16 protein-coding genes are annotated in these 18,708 nt (G+C 62.0%); 8 read left to right on the plus strand and 8 right to left on the minus strand.

The window, feature by feature from the left end; all coding sequences use genetic code 11:
- The first annotated feature begins 127 nt into the window (after positions 1 to 127).
- The 6 genes from dnaG (at position 128) to CTATCC11996_RS11610 (ending at position 8,087) form a co-directional block, all read left to right on the plus strand.
- A complete protein-coding gene (dnaG, locus tag CTATCC11996_RS11585; RefSeq protein ID WP_003076271.1) occupies positions 128 to 2,113 on the plus strand; it encodes a DNA primase in 1,986 nt (661 codons plus the stop codon).
- 275 nt (positions 2,114 to 2,388) lie between these two features.
- Positions 2,389 to 4,836 carry an RNA polymerase sigma factor RpoD gene (gene rpoD, locus CTATCC11996_RS11590; protein ID WP_003076272.1) on the plus strand — a complete coding sequence of 816 codons (2,448 nt, stop codon included), beginning with the start codon at positions 2,389 to 2,391 and terminating at the stop codon, positions 4,834 to 4,836.
- A gap of 147 nt (positions 4,837 to 4,983) precedes the next feature.
- A complete protein-coding gene (locus CTATCC11996_RS11595) occupies positions 4,984 to 5,976 on the plus strand; it encodes a Bug family tripartite tricarboxylate transporter substrate binding protein (protein ID WP_003076274.1) in 993 nt (330 codons plus the stop codon).
- A gap of 21 nt (positions 5,977 to 5,997) precedes the next feature.
- On the plus strand, positions 5,998 to 6,942 hold the full coding sequence (locus CTATCC11996_RS11600) for a ketopantoate reductase family protein (protein ID WP_003076276.1): 945 nt from the start codon (positions 5,998 to 6,000) through the stop codon (positions 6,940 to 6,942).
- Positions 6,943 to 7,298: 356 nt separating this feature from the next.
- A complete protein-coding gene (locus tag CTATCC11996_RS11605) occupies positions 7,299 to 7,604 on the plus strand; it encodes a winged helix-turn-helix transcriptional regulator (RefSeq protein ID WP_003057624.1) in 306 nt (101 codons plus the stop codon).
- Between the two features lie 129 nt (positions 7,605 to 7,733).
- Positions 7,734 to 8,087: an FKBP-type peptidyl-prolyl cis-trans isomerase gene (locus CTATCC11996_RS11610; protein WP_003076278.1), complete on the plus strand. Its 354-nt coding sequence runs from the start codon at positions 7,734 to 7,736 to the stop codon at positions 8,085 to 8,087.
- A gap of 77 nt (positions 8,088 to 8,164) precedes the next feature.
- Here CTATCC11996_RS11610 and CTATCC11996_RS11615 read toward each other — a convergent pair whose 3' ends face one another.
- The 4 genes from CTATCC11996_RS11615 to ppsA form a co-directional block, all read right to left on the minus strand.
- Positions 8,165 to 8,671, minus strand: coding sequence for a hypothetical protein (locus CTATCC11996_RS11615; RefSeq protein WP_003076280.1), 507 nt, complete (start codon positions 8,669 to 8,671; stop codon positions 8,165 to 8,167).
- A gap of 197 nt (positions 8,672 to 8,868) precedes the next feature.
- Positions 8,869 to 10,953, minus strand: coding sequence for a VC_2705 family sodium/solute symporter (locus CTATCC11996_RS11620; protein WP_003076283.1), 2,085 nt, complete (start codon positions 10,951 to 10,953; stop codon positions 8,869 to 8,871).
- Positions 10,946 to 11,335 carry a DUF4212 domain-containing protein gene (locus tag CTATCC11996_RS11625; RefSeq protein ID WP_034349047.1) on the minus strand — a complete coding sequence of 130 codons (390 nt, stop codon included), beginning with the start codon at positions 11,333 to 11,335 and terminating at the stop codon, positions 10,946 to 10,948. Before CTATCC11996_RS11625 ends, CTATCC11996_RS11620 begins: the two co-directional genes overlap by 8 nt.
- Before the next feature lie 15 nt (positions 11,336 to 11,350).
- Positions 11,351 to 13,741 carry a phosphoenolpyruvate synthase gene (gene ppsA, locus CTATCC11996_RS11630; RefSeq protein WP_003076285.1) on the minus strand — a complete coding sequence of 797 codons (2,391 nt, stop codon included), beginning with the start codon at positions 13,739 to 13,741 and terminating at the stop codon, positions 11,351 to 11,353.
- Positions 13,742 to 13,993: 252 nt separating this feature from the next.
- Between ppsA and ppsR the strand changes: the two genes are divergently transcribed.
- Positions 13,994 to 14,815 carry a posphoenolpyruvate synthetase regulatory kinase/phosphorylase PpsR gene (ppsR, locus tag CTATCC11996_RS11635; protein WP_003057637.1) on the plus strand — a complete coding sequence of 274 codons (822 nt, stop codon included), beginning with the start codon at positions 13,994 to 13,996 and terminating at the stop codon, positions 14,813 to 14,815.
- A gap of 69 nt (positions 14,816 to 14,884) precedes the next feature.
- Here the strand turns inward: ppsR and CTATCC11996_RS11640 are convergent, their stop codons facing one another.
- Positions 14,885 to 15,085 (minus strand): YgaP family membrane protein, encoded by a 201-nt coding sequence (locus tag CTATCC11996_RS11640; RefSeq protein ID WP_003076287.1) that lies wholly within the window; start codon positions 15,083 to 15,085, stop codon positions 14,885 to 14,887.
- A gap of 189 nt (positions 15,086 to 15,274) precedes the next feature.
- A complete protein-coding gene (locus CTATCC11996_RS11645; RefSeq protein WP_003076289.1) occupies positions 15,275 to 16,219 on the minus strand; it encodes a LysR family transcriptional regulator in 945 nt (314 codons plus the stop codon).
- Between the two features lie 189 nt (positions 16,220 to 16,408).
- On the opposite strand from CTATCC11996_RS11645, the gene CTATCC11996_RS11650 reads away from it, so the two are divergent.
- Positions 16,409 to 16,681 carry a DUF2798 domain-containing protein gene (locus CTATCC11996_RS11650; RefSeq protein ID WP_003076290.1) on the plus strand — a complete coding sequence of 91 codons (273 nt, stop codon included), beginning with the start codon at positions 16,409 to 16,411 and terminating at the stop codon, positions 16,679 to 16,681.
- Positions 16,682 to 16,769: 88 nt separating this feature from the next.
- Here CTATCC11996_RS11650 and CTATCC11996_RS11655 read toward each other — a convergent pair whose 3' ends face one another.
- The gene (locus tag CTATCC11996_RS11655; RefSeq protein WP_003076292.1) at positions 16,770 to 17,594 is read right to left on the minus strand and encodes a heme ABC transporter ATP-binding protein; all 825 of its coding nucleotides are present in this window, start codon (positions 17,592 to 17,594) and stop codon (positions 16,770 to 16,772) included.
- Positions 17,591 to 18,700, minus strand: coding sequence for a FecCD family ABC transporter permease (locus CTATCC11996_RS11660; protein WP_003076295.1), 1,110 nt, complete (start codon positions 18,698 to 18,700; stop codon positions 17,591 to 17,593). Before CTATCC11996_RS11660 ends, CTATCC11996_RS11655 begins: the two co-directional genes overlap by 4 nt.
- Between the last annotated feature and the right edge of the window lie 8 nt (positions 18,701 to 18,708).

The following is an 18,708-nucleotide window of genomic DNA, read 5'->3' on the forward strand; positions in this document are numbered from 1 at the left end:
GGAGAGCCTGGCAATGATCCAGGCATCAGGAGACCTGAGCCTGCACCCATGGGTGCAGGCTTTTTTTTGCCCGCCTGCACATTCCTGCCCCGCCATCGGCGTTTGCCGAAAAAGGCAAAATACGCGGGTGGCCATTCCCCAATCATTCATCCAAGAGTTGCTCTCCCGCGTCGACGTGGTCGACATCGTGGGCCGCTATGTGCAGCTCAAAAAGGGCGGCGCCAACTTCATGGGCCTATGCCCTTTCCATAGCGAGAAGTCGCCCTCTTTCACGGTCAGCCCCAGCAAGCAGTTCTTTCACTGCTTTGGCTGCGGCAAGAGCGGCAATGCCATCGGCTTTCTGATGGAGCATGCCGGCATGGGCTTTGTCGAAGCCGTGCAGGAGCTTGCCAACCAATGCGGTTTGCAAGTGCCGCAGGACGACATCAGTCCTGCCGAGCGCCAGCGCCAGGCTCAACAAAAGCAAAAAGCCGAGACCCTGAGCGACCTTCTGGAAAAAGCTGGCGAGTCCTATCGCAAACAGCTCAAGGCCGCACCCAAGGCCATCGAGTATCTGAAAAAGCGCGGCGTCTCGGGCGAAGTCTCCAAGCGCTTCGGCCTGGGCTACGCCCCTGCAGGCTGGCATGGCCTGGCCAGCGTATTTGCAGAGTACGACAACCCGCAGCTCGAAGAATGCGGGCTGGTCATCGTGGGAGAGGACGACAGTCGTCGCTACGACCGCTTCCGCGACCGGCTCATGTTCCCGATTCGCAACGTCAAAGGCGAATGCATAGGCTTTGGCGGACGGGTGTTTGGCGATGAAAAGCCCAAATACCTGAACTCCCCCGAAACCCCGGTCTTCCACAAGGGCCGCGAACTCTACGGCCTCTACGAGGCCCGGCAGGCCCTGCGCGACATGGGCTACGCGCTGGTCACCGAGGGCTACATGGACGTGGTGGCGCTCGCCCAGCTGGGCTTTGCCAATGCCGTGGCCACGCTGGGAACGGCCTGCACGCCCGAGCATGTGCAAAAGCTGTTCCGCTTTACCGATGCCGTGGTCTTCAGCTTCGACGGCGACGGCGCGGGCCGACGCGCCGCGCGCAAGGCGCTGGATGCGGCACTGCCGCTGGCGACGGACACGCGCTCCATCAAATTCCTGTTCCTGCCTTCGGAACATGACCCCGACAGCTTCATCCGCGAATTCGGCCCCGAGGCCTTCTCGCGTTATGTAGGCGACGCCACACCGCTGAGCCGTTTCCTCATCGAATCGGCCAGCGAAGGCTGCGACCTGGGCCAGACAGAAGGCCGCGCCCACATGGCCAGCAACGCCCGGCCGCTGTGGTCGCTGCTGCCCGACGGCGCGCTCAAACGCCAGTTGCTCTCAGAAATCGCAGCCCTGGCCCAGCTGGACTCGCGCGACCTCTCCGATATCTGGGCGCAGGAAGCCGCACGCACCGCCCCCATTGCCCGCCGCACGCCTGCGCCCCCCGAACCTCAGGCACCGCAATGGGATGCGCCTGCGGGCAACTGGGAAAGCGCTCCCGACTGGGCCGATGCCGCAGTACCGGCTCCCTCCTACCCGAGCCAGGGCAGCGGTGGCAACTGGTCGGGCCGCAAGGAATTCGGCCGCCAGCGCAAGCCCTGGGTCAAGAAGGGCGAGGACTGGAACCCGCCGCAGCTGGGCCCGCGCCCCACGCCAGTCAGCCGCGAAGACCAGGCCGCACGCCTGCTGATGTGCCACATGGAGTTCATGGAAGAGATGACCCATGAGGATTTTGATGCCCTGGCTCGCTGCAACCAAAGCCATGCCCCCTTGTTTCGCTGGCTGGAGGCCCAGTTCACCGAGTCCGGGCCGCGCTCCTGGGCAGTGCTGCGCGAGCAATTGCAAGGCACGCCTTGCGAGCCGCTGGCCCAAAAGCTCATGAGCGGCGCCCATGCCAACCCAGAAGGCGAGGTGGACGAGTTGCGCAAGGAATTGCGCGGCACGCTCAATCTGATCCTCGTGGATCACCTCAAGCGCGAGGAGGCCCAGGCGCTCAAGGAGATCGCCACCGACCCCACTGCGGCAAGGCGTTACATAGAGTTTCAACAGCGGCGAAAAAATTTATCTGTAATTATTAGCTCCGACTCTTGACAACTTTAAAAAAGGTATAATTTAGAGGATATAGGCAAGAGCGACAGCAACACCTCCGACCCGGGCACCGTGAAGAAATCACGTGATGGCAGCAACTGCATGGCCCATTTCTCGCAAGGATTGCATACCAAATGATCGCCCCAACATCTTGCCATGGAGTCTTTGTGCTCCGCCGGACAGGCTAGGCCTGTTCTTGCGCCAGCTTTCATGGCGTTTGTTTGCATTTTCCGTTTTCCTTTGTGTGTTTGTGTGTGTTCGTACCGTGAGAGGTGTTCATGCCCGTTTCAAAGTCCGTGAAGTCCAAGCAGGCCCCAGAAGCTTCCGCGAAGCCCAAGACCTCTAAAACTTCCACTTCCGCAGCAGAGCCCGCGAAAAAGGCCAGTGCCAGCAAGCCTGCTGTGAAGAAGAGTGCTGCATCTGCAGCCGAAGCAAAGAAAGACACCACCGTGGTTACCAAGTCACAAGCCGAACTCAAAGCCATGGCCGATGCGCTGCTGGCGCAGGCAACTCCCAAGCGCGGCCGCAAGAAGGCCGAAGAAGACGACGACACAGCTGCCGCTCCTGCCGCCAAGAAGACTGTCGCCAAAAAGGCCCCAGCCGCCAAGAAGGCAGCCGCCGTCAAGGCCCCTGCTGCCAGCGCCGATGCCGACAAGGCTCCCGCCAAGCGCGGTCGCAAGCCCAAGGCCAAAGAAGCCGACGAGGACATGGATGATGCAGACCTGTCGGATATCGACAGCGATCTGGAAGGTGAAGTCGAAGAGGAGGCATCGACCGAAGCGTCTGCTGCTCCTGCCGAAAAGGCCAAGCCTCTGCGCATGAAGATCAGCAAGGCGAAGGAACGCGCCTTGATGAAGGAATTCGGCCTGGACGAGACCGTTCTGACCGAAGAGGAAATGAACACCCGCCGTCAGCGTCTGAAGATGCTGATCAAGCTGGGCAAGACCCGCGGCTACCTGACCCACGCCGAAATCAACGACCACCTGCCCGACAAGCTGGTCGATGCCGAAACGCTGGAGGTCGTGATCTCCATGTTGAACGACATGGGCGTGGCCGTGTACGAGCAGACTCCCGATGCGGAAACCCTGCTGCTGAACAATACCGGCCAGTCGGCGACCACCGAAGAGGAAGCGGAAGAAGAGGCCGAAGCGGCTCTGTCCACCGTAGACTCCGAATTCGGTCGCACCACCGACCCCGTGCGCATGTACATGCGTGAAATGGGTACCGTCGAGCTGCTGACACGCGAAGGCGAAATCGAAATCGCCAAGCGCATCGAAGGCGGTCTGATGGACATGATGGAGGCCATCTCGGCCTCCCCCGCGACCATCGCCGAAATCCTCAACATGGCCGAGGAGATCCGCGAAGGCAAGGTTGTCATCTCCACCGTGGTGGACGGTTTCGTCAATGCCAACGAGAACGACGACTATGTGGCCGAGGAAGACTTCGACGAATACGACGAAGAAGACGATGACGACGGCAAGGGCGGCTCCAAGGCCCTGACCAAGAAGCTCGAAGAGCTCAAGAACGAAGCCCTGGGTCGCTTTGACTCCATGCGCGAGCTCTTCGACAAGATGCACAAGGTGTATGACAAGGAAGGCTACGGCACCGAGGCATACATGAAGGTGCAAAAGGCCATCACCGAAGAGCTGATGACCATTCGCTTCACGGCCAAGACGATCGAGAAGCTGTGCGACCTGGTGCGCGCCCAGGTGGACGACGTGCGCAAGAAGGAACGCGAGCTGCGCAAGATCATCGTGGACAAGTGCGGCATGCCGCAGGAGCAGTTCATCAAGGACTTCCCGCCCAACCTGCTGAACCTGGACTGGGTCATCAAGCAAGTGGCGGCAGGCAAGAACTACAGCGCCGTGCTGGAGCGCAACATCCCGCCCGTGCAGGAGCTGCAGCAGAACCTGATCGACCTGCAGGCCCGCGTGGTTGTGCCCCTGGAAGAGCTCAAGCACATCAACAAGCGCATGAACAGCGGCGAGCGCGCCAGCCGTGACGCCAAGAAGGAAATGATCGAGGCCAACCTGCGTCTCGTGATCTCCATCGCCAAGAAGTACACCAACCGCGGTCTGCAATTCCTGGATCTGATCCAGGAAGGCAATATCGGCCTGATGAAGGCCGTGGACAAGTTCGAATACCGTCGCGGCTACAAGTTCTCGACCTATGCGACCTGGTGGATTCGTCAGGCCATCACGCGCTCCATCGCCGACCAGGCCCGCACGATCCGCATCCCGGTGCACATGATCGAGACCATCAACAAGATGAACCGCATCTCGCGCCAGCACTTGCAAGAGTTTGGTTTCGAGCCCGATGCGTCCATCCTGGCAGCCAAGATGGAGATCCCCGAGGACAAGATCCGCAAGATCATGAAGATCGCCAAGGAGCCGATCTCGATGGAAACCCCCATCGGCGACGACGACGACTCCCACCTGGGCGATTTCATCGAAGACGGCAACAACACGGCGCCTATCGATGCCGCCATGCAGGCCGGTCTGCGCGATGTGGTCAAGGACATCCTCGACGGCCTGACGCCTCGCGAAGCCAAGGTGCTGCGCATGCGCTTCGGCATCGAAATGTCCACCGACCATACACTGGAAGAAGTCGGCAAGCAGTTTGACGTGACGCGCGAGCGCATCCGTCAGATCGAAGCCAAGGCGCTGCGCAAGCTCAAGCACCCTTCGCGCTCCGACAAGCTGCGCAGCTTCATCGACTCACTGTAAAGTCAGTCCAAGGAGCCGGCTCGCCAGCTCCCTGCTACTCAAAGCCCCGATCTGTCTCAGGTCGGGGCTTTTTCGTATGCACCCCAGGTCAGCAAGCCTTTGCTTTCGGCCAAACACACCAAAAGACACATAACAACGGAGACAGACATGAACACAATCCAAGCAAACCGCTTTCCGACACGGCGCCAGTGGCTGGGCTATTCCGCTGCCTTGCTGTCTACACCTTTTGCTGCCATCGCCAATCCGCCCCAGCGCCTTGGCACGCAACTGCGTATCGTGATCCCCGCCAACCCCGGCGGCGGCTGGGACCAGACCGGCCGCGCCCTCGGCGCAGCGCTGACCAGCAGCGGCACGGTGGACAAGATCATTTATGAAAACATTGGCGGCAAGGGCGGCACCATCGGCTTGGCCGAGTACACCAAACGCTATGGCAGCGACCCCAACAGCCTGCTGATCGGCGGCATGGTCATGGTCGGTGCCCTGGCGCTGAACAAGAAGTCGGCAGAGCTGCATCAGGTGCAGCCCCTGGCGCGCCTGACCAGCGACTATCTGGTGGTGGCCGTGCCCACCGACTCGCCGCTTGCCAACCCCAAGGCTCTGGCCAAGGCCATGCGCGAGAACCTGCCTGCACTGACCATTGCCGGAGGCTCTGCAGGCGGTGTGGACCATATGTACGCGGGCATGCTGGCCCGCCTGGCCAAGGCCAATGCGGAGCAGCTGCAATACAAACCCTTTGCCGGCGGCAACGATGTGCTCCAGGCCCTGCTGCAAAAGCAGGTGCAGGTTGGAATCTCGGGTTACAGCGAGTTCAGAGAAGCCTTGCAGGCGGGCAAACTGCGCGCCCTCGGTGTTTCGTCACGCCGTGCCATGTTCGGCATTGCCTCCATGCGCGACCAGGGTCTGGATGCTGAAATGTCCAACTGGCGTGCCGTCTTTACAGGCAAGAATCTGCCGGCAGAACGCGCCCAGCAACTGCTGGCGGCTATCGACCACGCGAGCAACCAGGACAGCTGGAAGCAAGCCCTGGTCAGCAATAATTGGAACTCTTCTTGGCAGACCGGCAAGGCACTGCATGAATTTCTGGAGGTCGAAACCTCCACTGCCCAGTTGATGACCTATCTGCTCAAGCTCAAGAGCTGAGCCTCTTTGCGAGATAGCCGCATGAACATGCTCAACCACTGCGCTGCATCCCCCCGCCTGTCCATTGCCGTCATGGGTGCGGGCTCAGTGGGCTGCTACTTTGGTGCTCTGCTGGCACGCGCCGGCCACTCGGTCACGCTGATCGGCAGAGCATCGCATATGCAGGCCATCAGCCAGCACGGGCTGCGACTGCAGACTGCGACAGAAGATCTGAACATTCCCGTCACCACCAGCACCGAAGCCAGTGCCGTAGCAGGCACCGATGTAGTGCTGTTCTGCGTGAAATCCACCGACACCGAAGCAGCGGCTGCACAGATCAAACCCCACCTGGCAGCGCACACCCAGGTACTGAGCTTGCAAAACGGCGTGGACAACGACCAGCGCCTGCGCCAGGTGTTGGGTCAGCAGCCGGTGGCAGCGGCCGTGGTCTATGTGGCCACCGCCATGGCAGGCCCAGGCCATGTGCGTCACTTTGGGCGGGGCGAGCTGGTCATCGCGCCCTGTCTGCAAGGCGACGCGATCGCGGCCCAGTTCAGCGCCGCCGGCATTCCCACGCAGGTCTCGGATGGTGTGCTGGCCGCACTCTGGCAAAAACTCATCATCAACTGCGTTTACAACGCACTCTCCGCCCTCACCCAGCAGCCCTATGGCTGGCTGGTCGCGCAGCAGGGCGTACCCGCAGTGATGCAGGATATCGCCGCCGAATGCAAGGCCGTGGCTCTGGCCGACGGCGTGCAGTTGCCGACCTCCGTGGACGAGGCTGTAGCTGCCATAGCGCGCACCATGCCCCGGCAGCTCTCTTCCACGGCCCAGGATCTGGCGCGCAGCAAGCCCACGGAAATCGACCATCTCAACGGCTATGTGGTGCAACGCGGTCAGGCGCTGGGCATTGCCACACCGAGCAACCGTCTGCTGCTGGTGCTGGTGCAACTCAAGCAAATACCGACACCAAAGCAGGAACTATGATTTCCATAGCTGCATGCTCTGACAAATCAATGGCTAGAGTCAATTTTTACACCTGGAAACACCTAAGCCAGCACTAACACTTCCGGCGTAGCTCGCCAACCCGTCCCGAGGGCTGCACCAGCCCTACCCCTATTGCTACAAACCCTGAAGCAAGCGAGTCTTCTCCCTGATTCGTGGCTGACCCGCAACACTTGCGCGCTGTTTGTGGCCTTTATCACTTCAAGGCGTTGCAGTCGAAGATTTGAAGCTACTAAACTTGTAGCAAAATAAATTAACCGCTATAGTCCATTGGACATGGCACTGAAAGCGCCTAGTGCGCCCAGCTCGACAACATCATTGCGCAAGGAGAAGCGTCCATGAGCTCCAAGGAAAACGCCGCCATCAACCAGCTGTTCGAGAAGCTCGAATGCCGCTATGCGCTGCGCGTGCTGTGGGCTTTGCGGGATGGCCATCCCCAGACCTTCCGACTGCTGCAAGACAGCGTGGGCGGTATCACTCCCAACACCTTGAACACCCGTATCAAGGAACTGCGTGAGTGCGGCCTGCTCGAGCATGGCAGCGACGGCTACACCGTCACCCTGACCGGGCAGGATCTGCTCAAGCGCCTGTCCGATGTACAAGCCTTTGCCAATCGCTGGGTTGCAGCGCGCGCCAAGAAGTAAACCTTGGCGCTGTTGCGGCCGGGGACCTGGCGGCAAGCGTGCACAACTATCATCCAAGGGCCCCAAGCATGCTTGGCCGGCCCTTTTTTCCATCGCCTTTTTCTGCTTTGCGCTGAAAGGAAATCCATCATGGCATTCAACACTACTGCCTCCGGCCTGCAATACGAAGACACCGTCGTAGGTGAAGGCAACGAAGCCAAAGCCGGTCAGAGCGTGACCGTGCACTACACCGGCTGGCTCTACAACAACGGCGTTCAAGGCGCCAAGTTCGACTCCAGCAAGGACCGCAACGATCCTTTCGTCTTTCCCCTGGGCGCCGGCATGGTCATCAAGGGCTGGGACGAAGGCGTGCAGGGCATGAAGGTGGGCGGTCAGCGCACGCTGCTGATTCCCGCTGCCCTGGGCTATGGCGCGCGCGGCGCCGGTGGCGTGATCCCTCCCAACGCCACGCTGAAGTTTGACGTGGAACTGCTGGCCGTCTGAAAAACCGGCCGGTTCATGAAAAAAGCGGCTCTTCTAGGCCGCTTTTTTCTTTGCAAGAGGCTCAGCACAGATGGTGCTTATGTCTCATCCGCCTCAAACAGCACCCTGTGCAACGACGTATAGGCCTTGTCACCCGCAGCATCACGTATGCGCGGAGCCAGCGCTGCCAGCTGCTCATAACCCATGGCCGCCTCCACCGCCAGATTCAGCCTGAAGCCCTTGAGCCCCAGAGCCCCCGTGATGGACACCGCTATCGGATAGGCTCTCTGGTAGCGCCTCTGGGTGCTGCCAGGGTCGACGTCAGCAACTGCCAACGACGCCGAACTACTCTTTGAGAGCGAAGATGCATGGGCCTGTGCTGCTGCATCAGCCACAACGGACGACTCTCTTGTGGCCAGCCAGCCCTTGCCGACCAGCGCCAGAATATCGTCCTTGTTCACCCCCAGCGCCGAAGTTGCCTCCAGCACCTGCATGAGGCTGCGACGACCGTCAAACAGCAAAAAGGCCGAGCGCAGCCGCTGGCTCAGATCGGCATGGCGCTCCTTGAAGGCCAGCTGACCCTCGGGTGTTTTGACTAGATACATCGACCCTGCCCTCTGTGCATTGAATTGCTTTCAGCCCTGCAGGGTGGCAGTTATGGCAGCAGGTGAAAAGCGGGTTTTCCTGCAAGCAAGGTTCGCGCATGCTCCAGATCAGCCATCAGCTCACGGCGGATACTCAGCAGGAAACCGCCTCGAGCCCGATCCCAAAAAACGCCGAAGGCCATCACATCAAGAGTTATTCAAACTCTCGCCCGCCGCTGCTCCCACCAGCTCACGAGCAATGTAGTGGCCAAGCCCACCGGCACTCCAAACACTCCGGCCGAGATGGGCTGAATGCCCCACCAGAGTGCCTCGCCACGAAGGACCGACGGCAGAACCCCTTGCAGGCCAGGAACGTGAGAGACCATGTAGTAAAGCGTCACGGCCAGGCCCAGCAGCATGCCGGCCACCGCACCACGGCGCGTTGTGCCGCGCCAGAAGATGCCCAGCACCATGGCCGGCACAAAAGCCGAGCCTGCCAGAGAGAAGGAGGCCGAGACCATGGGAAGAATGTCCGAAGAGCGCCGCGCCGCCACAAACGCCGCCGACAGGGCCACCAGCAGCAATGCGAATTTGGAAAGAATCACGCGCTGTTCGGGCGACATGCGGCGCTTGCGCGTATCCAGGCGCTGGCGCTCCTGGAAATAGAGATCCCGCACCAGGGCATTGCTGATGGTCAGCAGCAGTCCGTCGGCCGTGGACAGGGCCGCCGCCAGCCCGCCAGCAGCCACCAGCCCGGAGAGCACATAAGGCATGCCGCCGAGTTCTGGAGTGGCCAGCATGATGAGGTCGGCCCCCATGCGGATTTCGGCAAACTGCAAAATGCCATCGCCGTTGATGTCCTCCACCGACAGCAGCGAGGCGTCCACCCTTGACCACTGGGCTATCCAGTTCGGCAAGGCATCGAAATGCGTGCCAACGAGATTGCTCATGACCTCGTACTTCACCAGCACAGCCAAGGCTGGCGCCCCCAGATACAGCAACCCGATGAAGAACAGCGACCAGGCCACCGAGGTACGCGCCGCAGACACCGAGGGAACCGTGAAATAGCGCGTGAGCAAGTGCGGCAGCCCCGCAGTGCCGACCATCAGGCAAAACATCAGCGCCAGAAAATTGCGCCGACTTTCCTCATAGGCCTGCTGCTCGGCCGGCGAGCCATGTGGATCCCCCGCGAAAGGCTGGCTTTGCAGCGGCATGCCGCCCAGCGGCTTGGCCCGCTCATAGGCCTCGTGCAGCTCGCGGCTCCAGAGCTCGCGTGCCGCCGCCTCGTCCTTGGGCATGGCGGCCAGTTCCCGGCTGGCGGCCATGATGGCGCCGATATTGCCGCTGCTGGTGCGCAGCTCGCGAATATGCTCGCTCAGTGCCTGACGTTCAGCCGCCAGCACATTGGGTACATCGCGCAGTTTGGCCTGCAGCACCTGAGCGCGCGTGCGGTAGGCCTCCAGCACAGACTGCTCGGCCTCTGAGGCCAGCAACTGCTGCTCCATGGCGCCAATCTTGCCCAATTGCTGACTATAGGCCAGCTGCGCCCATGGGTTGCCCAGCTGTTTGTAGGCCAGCCAGGAGACCGGCAGCATGAAGGCCAGCAAGATGACCACATATTGCGCCACCTGGGTCCAGGTGATTGCCCGCATTCCGCCGAGGAAGGAGCACAGCAGCACGCCGCCCAGCCCCAGCATGATGCCTATCTCGAACTGAACACCGGTCAGCCGCGCGGCAATCAGGCCCACACCATAGATCTGCGCCACCACATAGGTGAAGGAACAGGTGATGGCCGCCAGCGCAGCGATGATGCGCGGCCAGCGTCCGCCATAGCGCGCCTGAAAGAAATCCGGCACGGTATAGAGATTCATGGCCCGCAGATAAGGGGCAATCAGCATGCCGACCAGGCAAAACCCGCCCGTCCATCCCAGGACATAGGCCAGCCCGCCAGGCTGCGTACCGGTCCCCGAAAAGCCTTGCAGATAAAGCGCGCCGGAGAGGCTGATGAACGAGGCTGCGCTCATCCAGTCAGCAGCGGCCGCCATGCCGTTGTAGAAAGGCGGAATGCGCCGGCCGGCGACGAAATACTCCTCGGCATCGCTGGTGCGCGAATACACGCCGATGGCCGCGTACACCATCACTGTGGAGAACAGAAAGATGGGCCCTATCCAGTGCCGCGAGAGCCCGCGCTCCTCGGCCCAGAGCATGGCCAGCAAAAAGCCCGCCGTTCCCAGCACATAGAGAAAAAGAATGCGATGCAGCCGCCAGTGGTAGGCACGGCTCAGAACGGGCCGCTCAGGCATGAAGATCTGAAGCGGCAGAGGAGGCGTCGTGAGCCTCAGCCGCTTTGCGCGCCTCGTCACGCGCCTGTTGGCGTTCAAAATAATCCATGGCTACACAATAGACCACGATGATGAGCAGGAACATCAGGACCGCCCCTTGGGCCGCCATCCAGTAGGCCACGGGCCAGTCGGGCACCAGCGCCTGGATATCCCGCGCAAAGTAGCAGATGCCAAATGAAAATACCACCCAGACCGTCAGCAGCAAGGCCTTGAGTCTCAGGTGGTAGGTATCGTGCAGATCCGGCGGGAAGGTGACTTCCACCGGATTGCCCAAAGCATCGAATGCCTGCCGCGGAGCATCCGACACAGCATCGTCATGCACGGGCGCGTGATGCGTCTGCATGCCGATGCGCAAGGCTTACTCAGCCAGCTTCTGCCAGGTGGAGACCACGCTGTCAGGGTTCAGAGAGATGGACGAAATGCCTTCGTCGGCCAGCCACTTGGCAAAGTCAGGGTGGTCCGAAGGGCCCTGGCCGCAGATGCCCACATACTTGTTCTGGTCGCGGCAGGCCTTGATGGCACGAGCCAGCAGCTTCTTGACGGCGGGGTCGCGCTCGTCGAAGTCGGCGGCCAGCAGCTCCAGACCGGAGTCACGGTCCAGGCCCAGGGTCAGCTGGGTCAGGTCGTTGGAGCCCACGGAGAAGCCGTCGAAGTATTCGAGGAACTCTTCGGCCAGCACGGCGTTGGAGGGCACTTCGCACATCATGATCAGCTGCAGGCCATTTTCGCCGCGCTTGAGGCCGTTTTCGGCCAGCAGCTCAGTCACACGCTTGGCCTGGCCCAGGGTACGCACGAAGGGGATCATGATCTTGACGTTGGTCAAGCCCATGTCCTCGCGCACGCGGAGCAGGGCTTCGCATTCCATCTTGAAGGCTTCGCCGAACTCGGCCGAGATGTAGCGCGCAGCGCCGCGGAAGCCCAGCATGGGGTTCTCTTCCTCGGGCTCGTAACGGCTGCCGCCGATCAGCTTGCGATATTCGTTGGACTTGAAGTCGGACATGCGCACGATCACGGGCTTGGGCCAGAAGGCAGCGGCAATCGTTGCCACGCCTTCAGTCACCTTGTCCACGTAGAACGCGCGGGGAGATGCATGGCCGCGGGCCACGGACTCGACAGCCTTCTTCAGATCGGCGTCAACGGCGGGGTAGTCCAGGATGGCCTTGGGGTGCACGCCGATGTTGTTGTTGATGATGAATTCCAGGCGGGCCAGACCCACGCCCTCATTGGGCAACTGGGCAAAGTCGAAAGCCAGCTGGGGATTGCCCACGTTCATCATGATCTTGGTGGAGATGCTGGGCATCTCGCCACGCTTGACCTCGGTCACTTCGGTTTCCAGCAGACCGTCATAGATCTTGCCGGTATCGCCTTCCGCGCAGGACACGGTGACCAGTGTTTCGGCCTTGAGCAGATCGGTCGCATTGCCGCAGCCCACGACGGCAGGGATGCCCAGCTCGCGAGCAATGATGGCTGCGTGGCAGGTACGGCCACCGCGGTTGGTGACGATGGCCGAAGCCTTCTTCATGACGGGCTCCCAGTTGGGGTCGGTCATGTCGGTCACCAGCACGTCGCCGGCCTGCACCTGATCCATCTGCGAGATGTCGGACACCAGGCGCACGGGGCCGGTGCCGATCTTCTGGCCGATGGCGCGGCCTTCGGCCAGCACGGTGCCCGTGCCCTTGAGCTTGTAGCGCAGCTCGGCCTGGCCCTTGGCCTGGCTCTTCACGGTTTCGGGACGCGCCTGCAGGATGTAGAGCTGGCCGTCGGTGCCGTCCTTGCCCCATTCGATATCCATGGGGCGGCCGTAATGCTGCTCGATCACGAGAGCGTAATGCGCCAGCTGCTGCACTTCCTCGTCGGTCAGCGAATAGCGGTTGCGCAGCTCATGGGCCACATCCACCGTCTTGACCAGCTTGCCGTCGGCAGCCTTTTCCTCGGGCGTGGCAAAGATCATCTGGATCAGTTTGGAGCCCAGATTGCGGCGGATCAGTGCCTTGTTGCCAGCCTTGAGCATGGGCTTGTGCACATAGAACTCGTCGGGGTTCACGGCACCCTGCACCACGGTCTCGCCCAGGCCGTAGCTGGAAGTGATGAAGACCACTTCCTCGAAACCGGATTCGGTGTCGATGGTGAACATCACGCCGGCAGCGCCCTTGTCGGAGCGCACCATGCGCTGCACGCCGGCGGACAGTGCCACCACATCGTGCTCGAAGCCCTTGTGCACGCGGTAGGAGATGGCGCGGTCGTTGTAGAGCGACGCGAACACTTCCTTCATCTTGTGCAGCACGTCTTCGATGCCCACCACGTTCAGGAAGGTTTCCTGCTGGCCGGCAAACGATGCATCGGGCAGGTCTTCTGCCGTGGCGGAAGAACGCACGGCAAACGATGCCTCGGCATTGCCGCCTTGCAGACGGACAAATTCCTCACGGATGGCCTGCTCCAGATCGGCTGGGAAAGGCTGGCTTTCCACCATGGCACGAATCTCCGCGCCGACAGCGGCCAGGGCGCGGACATCGTCCACATCCAGAGAGGCCAGCTTGGCGGAAATCTTGCCGGCCAGACCTTCAAAGGCCAGGAACTCGCGGAATGCATGAGCCGTGGTGGCAAAGCCGGTAGGCACGCGCACGCCCTGGGGCAGTTGCGAGATCATCTCGCCGAGCGAGGCGTTCTTGCCGCCGACCGACTCGACGTCGGTCATGCGCAGTTTTTCGAACGGAACGACTAATGCGGTCGCTTCGAAGAGTTGAGACATGGGAAAGCTCCAAAGGTAAAAAACCGGCACGCTTGCGGCGACTGGGCTGAATGGCCAGGGCACGCGAACCCACGCTGCATCGATGCAGTGCTTTGCTGTTCTGGATGTTGACCGTCAACGAGCATGGGTGGAATTTGGGAATAATGGGCGCAATTGTAGGCCTAGCCATGAACCCTGGCGCGGCTCAAACCTGTTTCAGACTTCAGGGCATGGCATTGCCAGCCCCGCCTCCACATAATCACTGCGCGCACCATGCATACCCATACGATTTTTGTCATTTCTGACGGCACAGGCATCACCGCCGAGACCTTCGGCACGGCCATCATGGCCCAGTTCGAGAGCAAGCCGAGGCTGATTCGCATCCCCTTTGTGGACTCGATGGACAAGATTCATCAGGCCGTGCGCCAGATCAACCATGTGGCCGAGGTGGAGAAGAGAAAGCCCATCATCTTCACCACCCTGGTCAATCAGGAGATGCTGGAATTCCTTGAAGCCAACTGCAAGGGCAAGCTGTTCGACATGTTCGGCACCTTTGTGCGCCCGCTGGAGGTGGAACTGGGCCAGAAGTCGCTGCACCGCGTGGGCCGCTTTGCCGACATCAGCGAGAGCAAGGAATATCTGGAGCGCATGGAGGCCATCAACTACACGCTGGCTCACGATGACGGCCAGACCCATGCCGACCTGAGCGGCGCCGACGTGATTCTGGTGGGCGTGAGCCGCTCGGGCAAGACGCCAACCAGTCTGTACCTGGCCATGCAGTTTGGCCTCAAGGTGGCCAACTATCCACTGATTCCCGAAGACTTCGAGCGCAAGCAGCTGCCGCCCGCGCTGGAGCCCTACCGCAAAAAGCTGTTTGGCCTGACGATTCAGCCCGAGCGCCTGTCCAGCATCCGCAACGAACGCCGCCCCGACTCCAAGTACGCCAGCCTGCCCAACTGCCGCTACGAGGTGGCCGAGGCCGAGGCCATGATGCGCAGAAGCGGCATCGAGTGGCTGTCCAGCACCACCAAGTCGATCGAAGAGATTGCCACCACCATCTTGCAGGAAGTGCTGCCGCAGCATCTGGGCCACTGAGGGTTGACGTCACCCGCAAAGGCCCGGCTTGTTCGTCCGGGCCTTTGGGCGGGGCGAGCGAGCGGCGGCCTATTTTTTTCGCGTATCCAGCGGGCAGGTGTTCAAGCCCGCCAGCGAGTACAGCGGGCAAAAGCGCAGCAAGCCGGTGGCCAGGGGAATCACCCCAAGCCATCCCCACCAGCCAATGAAGCCCATCGCCGCCAGAACGATGAGGATCAGGCCCAAAGCGATACGAAGCATGCGGTCCAGACCGCCGACATTGAATTTCATGCTGACTCCCTGCGTTGCAGGCATCCGGAGTGAACGCCTGATTCAATATATGAATAGATAGTATATTTTTTTATATACTGACATCAAGAGCCTCTGGTACTGCAGCACACAACTAACACTGCTTTCTTGCGCCAACGCAAATAGCTTGGACCGCAAGAACCGGCCGGCCCAAGGTGCACTTGCACCACATCAGTCTGGCAAGGGCCAGTTCAGTTGTGCCTGCTGCGGCAGCACCTGCAGCAGATAGTCCACCAGCGCGCGGACCTTGGCAGGCACATATTGGCGATCCTTGAAGCAGGCGAAGAAGTCCAGCGGAGCATCCTCGAACTGCAACTGGCCCTTGCGCGCCGGCTTGAGTGCCAGCGGCACCAGCCGCCCCCTGCGCAGCTCCTCATGAACGATGAAGCTGCCGGCCCAGGCAATGCCGCCACCGGCAGCGGCGAACTCCACCAGGGCATCGATATCGCTGCCTATGGCCGCAATCTTCTGCTGCGGATCGGTGCGCTGGCCATCGCGCAGAAAGGGCCAGCGCATGAGCCGGCCGTCGCGCTCGCGCCGGTACAGCAAACAGGGGTGTTCGAGCAGCTCCTGCGCCGTCTGCGGTCTGCCGTGCTGCTGCAGGTACAGGGGCGAGGCACACAGAATGCGCGGCACCGAGGCCAGCAGCCGTACCGACATGCCGGGCTCCAGCACATCGCGGTAGCGCACGCTGATGTCCACATCTTCCTTGAGCACGTCCACATGCCGGTCCGTGATCAACAGCTCCAGCTCCAGCCGCGGATGCAGCGCGGTAAACGCCGGCAGTAGCGGCGCCAGCACATGGCGGCCGAAGGCGGCCATGCAGGCAATGCGCAATCTGCCTTGCAGCTCTCCATGAATCAGCGAGAGATCGGACTGGGCTTTTTCGAGCTCGTCGAGCACCGGAGCGACGCGCGCCAGATAGCGCTCGCCAGCTTCGGTCAAGGCCATGGACCGGGTGGTGCGGGTGATCAGGCGCGTGCCCAGTTCGCGCTCCAGCCGTGCGATGTTCTGACTGGCTGCGGCGGGCGAAATGCCCAGCTGGCGCGCAGCCGAGGCGATGGAGCCGCCCTCCAGCGCTTTGACAAAGGTTTCGATGGCTCGCAGATTCGGCATGACTGCGAATGTATCCTCAATTGGATTCGAAAGTTCTGATTATGAGTGCAACAAGCCCCGGACCTCTACCGCCGGCTGCCGGTGATGCTTACAGTTCAACCCTGTTTTCCATCCATGCATTCGGCCCGAACCGCTGGCAGACCTTACTCCCGCCGCGACGACGCGCAATGCATTTCCGGCATCGCTTTCATGAATTCTTCCAACAGCTCCTCCCCATCCAGACTCTCGACGCTCAAGCTGCACCGACGCTACACGCCGTTTGTCTTTGCGTTTTTCATGGCCGGCATCATGGCCTTCCTGATGTGTTGCACCATCGTTGCGGCCAATACCGGGTTTGATACCGGCTACGTCCGTCGCGTGTTCAGTGCCTATGCGCTGGCCATGCCGGTGGCGTTCTTCTGCGTGATGATGGTGCGGCCGCTGGTGCTCAAGCTGGTCGCGCTGACGGTGCATACGCATTGACAGCCAGTGACAGCTAGTGCAGCAGCTATTGAATCTGAAGCAGCCTGCACATGACTGGCTTCAAAATTCGATGCAATCTTCTGAAATTTCAAGCAGATAAAGCGGTATCAGCTACAAAAATATATTGAAGCGCACCGTCGCTGGCGCGCACCGGATCGCACTGCATGCCCCAGACCTGGCGCACCAGAGCAGGCTGCAGCACATCCAGCACCGCGCCGTGATGCACTCCGGCATCACCGCCCAGTACCAGCACATCGTCGGCATAGCGCAAAGCCAGATTCAGATCGTGAATCACCGCCACCACGCCTGCGCCCTGCTGCCCCGCCCACTGGCGCAGCAGACGCATGGCATGGTGCTGATGGGCCAGATCGAGAGCGGCGGTGGGTTCGTCCAGCAGCAGCCAGCGCGCCGCGCCGTCGGTCGGTTGCAGCCAGATCTGTGCCAGTGCCCTGGCCAGATGCGTGCGGGCCCGCTCGCCGCCCGACAGCGTATTGATGCTGCGCTGCGCCAGATGATCGACCCCGGTCAACGCCATGGCCTGCGCCGGAATCTGCGCCTCCCCGGTGCCGGGCTGGTGACGATGCGGATAACGCCCCAGCTCCACCACCTCCTGAGCCGTGAAGTCAAAGGCCACGCTGCAATCCTGGGGCATGACGGAGCGCCTGCGCGCCAGGCCCTCCACCGCATGCGCGGACAGCTCCAGCCCGTCGAGCAGAACCTGCCCAGACTGCGGTGCGCGCTCGCCCACCAGCATGGACATCAGCGTGGACTTGCCGGCGCCGTTGGGGCCGAGGATGGCGGTAAAGCGCCCGGCCGGAATCCGCACGTCCACCGTCGCCAGACGCGGCCCCTTGGCCACGCCGACGCCCAGATTGCGGCATTCGAGGCTGGACAACCCTTGGTGCGCACTCATACCTTGCTCCTGAACTGGCGCAGCATGGCCAGAAAAAGCGGCACGCCGATAAACGCGGTGAGCACGCCCAGCGGCAGCTCGGCCGGCTTGACGATGGTGCGCGCCACGGCATCGGCGCTGACCACCAGCGCCGCGCCCAGCAGGGCCGAGCCCGGCAGCACCACGCGATGGTCAGGCCCCGCCATCAGCCGCACCCAGTGCGGCGCGACCAGGCCGATGAAGCCGATGATGCCCGTGGTCGCGGTCACGGCACCCACGGCCAGCGCTGCCACCATCACGGCGCGGCGCTTGGTTTTCTCCACGGCCACGCCCAGCAGATTGGCCTGGGCCTCGCCGAGAGCGATTGCATTCAGCGGCCTGGCCAGCGCCAGCGCCGCAGCCGCGCTGACGGCCACGGCCGCCGACACCAGGGCTACCGCGCTCCAGCGGGAGGCACCCAGACTGCCCAGCAGCCACATCTGCAGATTGCGCAGTTGCTCGTCCGTGGACACAAAACTCAGAAAGCCCAGGCCGGCACCGGCCAGCGCATTGATGGCAATGCCGGCCAGCAGCATCAGGCCGATGCGGGTCGTGCCCTGAACCTGGCCCAGCACATAGACCACGGCAGTCACGGCCAGACCGCCGCCAAAAGCCATGGCCACCAGGGCCCAGCTGCCCAGATGACGCGGCAGCCAGGGCAGATACAGGCCGCCCAGCACGATGGTGATGCCCGCAGCCAGGGCCGCTCCGCTGCTCACGCCAATCAGCCCGGGATCAGCCAGCGGATTGCGGAACAGCCCCTGCATCAACGCGCCGGCCAGCCCCAGCCCCGCCCCTGCCGCCACGCCCATGAGCAGGCGCGGCAGGCGGATATTGAGAAAGACCAGATGCTCGGGCCCGGTTTGCACATCGCCACCCCAAAGGCTGCGAATGCCGTCCCAGACGATGCCGGGCAGTTGCGCAGGCGCAATCGCATAGGCACCGCTGGCCGCGCCCCAGACCATGGTCAGCAGCACCAGCGCCAGGCCCAGCAGCAGCGTGGCACTGCGGCTGAGCCGGCCGGCCGGCGTGCGCCAGCGCGATGCGACAGGCTGCTCGACTGCTGGCTTTCGCGCCACGCTCCCCATGCTTGCGC

Source organism: Comamonas testosteroni ATCC 11996 (genome assembly GCF_000241525.1).
GTDB lineage: Bacteria > Pseudomonadota > Gammaproteobacteria > Burkholderiales > Burkholderiaceae_C > Comamonas > Comamonas testosteroni.

Coding starts and splice junctions, on each gene's coding strand:
- CTATCC11996_RS11595 (WP_003076274.1), top strand. CDS start 4,984: ATGAACACAATCCAAGCAAACCGCTTTCCGACACGGCGCCAGTGGCTG.
- CTATCC11996_RS11600 (WP_003076276.1), top strand. CDS start 5,998: ATGAACATGCTCAACCACTGCGCTGCATCCCCCCGCCTGTCCATTGCC.
- CTATCC11996_RS11625 (WP_034349047.1), bottom strand. CDS start 11,335: ATGCAGACGCATCACGCGCCCGTGCATGACGATGCTGTGTCGGATGCT.
- CTATCC11996_RS11645 (WP_003076289.1), bottom strand. CDS start 16,219: ATGCCGAATCTGCGAGCCATCGAAACCTTTGTCAAAGCGCTGGAGGGC.
- rpoD (WP_003076272.1), top strand. CDS start 2,389: ATGCCCGTTTCAAAGTCCGTGAAGTCCAAGCAGGCCCCAGAAGCTTCC.
- CTATCC11996_RS11660 (WP_003076295.1), bottom strand. CDS start 18,700: ATGGGGAGCGTGGCGCGAAAGCCAGCAGTCGAGCAGCCTGTCGCATCG.
- ppsR (WP_003057637.1), top strand. CDS start 13,994: ATGCATACCCATACGATTTTTGTCATTTCTGACGGCACAGGCATCACC.
- CTATCC11996_RS11640 (WP_003076287.1), bottom strand. CDS start 15,085: ATGAAATTCAATGTCGGCGGTCTGGACCGCATGCTTCGTATCGCTTTG.
- CTATCC11996_RS11610 (WP_003076278.1), top strand. CDS start 7,734: ATGGCATTCAACACTACTGCCTCCGGCCTGCAATACGAAGACACCGTC.
- CTATCC11996_RS11620 (WP_003076283.1), bottom strand. CDS start 10,953: ATGCCTGAGCGGCCCGTTCTGAGCCGTGCCTACCACTGGCGGCTGCAT.
- CTATCC11996_RS11615 (WP_003076280.1), bottom strand. CDS start 8,671: ATGTATCTAGTCAAAACACCCGAGGGTCAGCTGGCCTTCAAGGAGCGC.
- CTATCC11996_RS11605 (WP_003057624.1), top strand. CDS start 7,299: ATGAGCTCCAAGGAAAACGCCGCCATCAACCAGCTGTTCGAGAAGCTC.
- ppsA (WP_003076285.1), bottom strand. CDS start 13,741: ATGTCTCAACTCTTCGAAGCGACCGCATTAGTCGTTCCGTTCGAAAAA.
- CTATCC11996_RS11650 (WP_003076290.1), top strand. CDS start 16,409: ATGAATTCTTCCAACAGCTCCTCCCCATCCAGACTCTCGACGCTCAAG.
- CTATCC11996_RS11655 (WP_003076292.1), bottom strand. CDS start 17,594: ATGAGTGCGCACCAAGGGTTGTCCAGCCTCGAATGCCGCAATCTGGGC.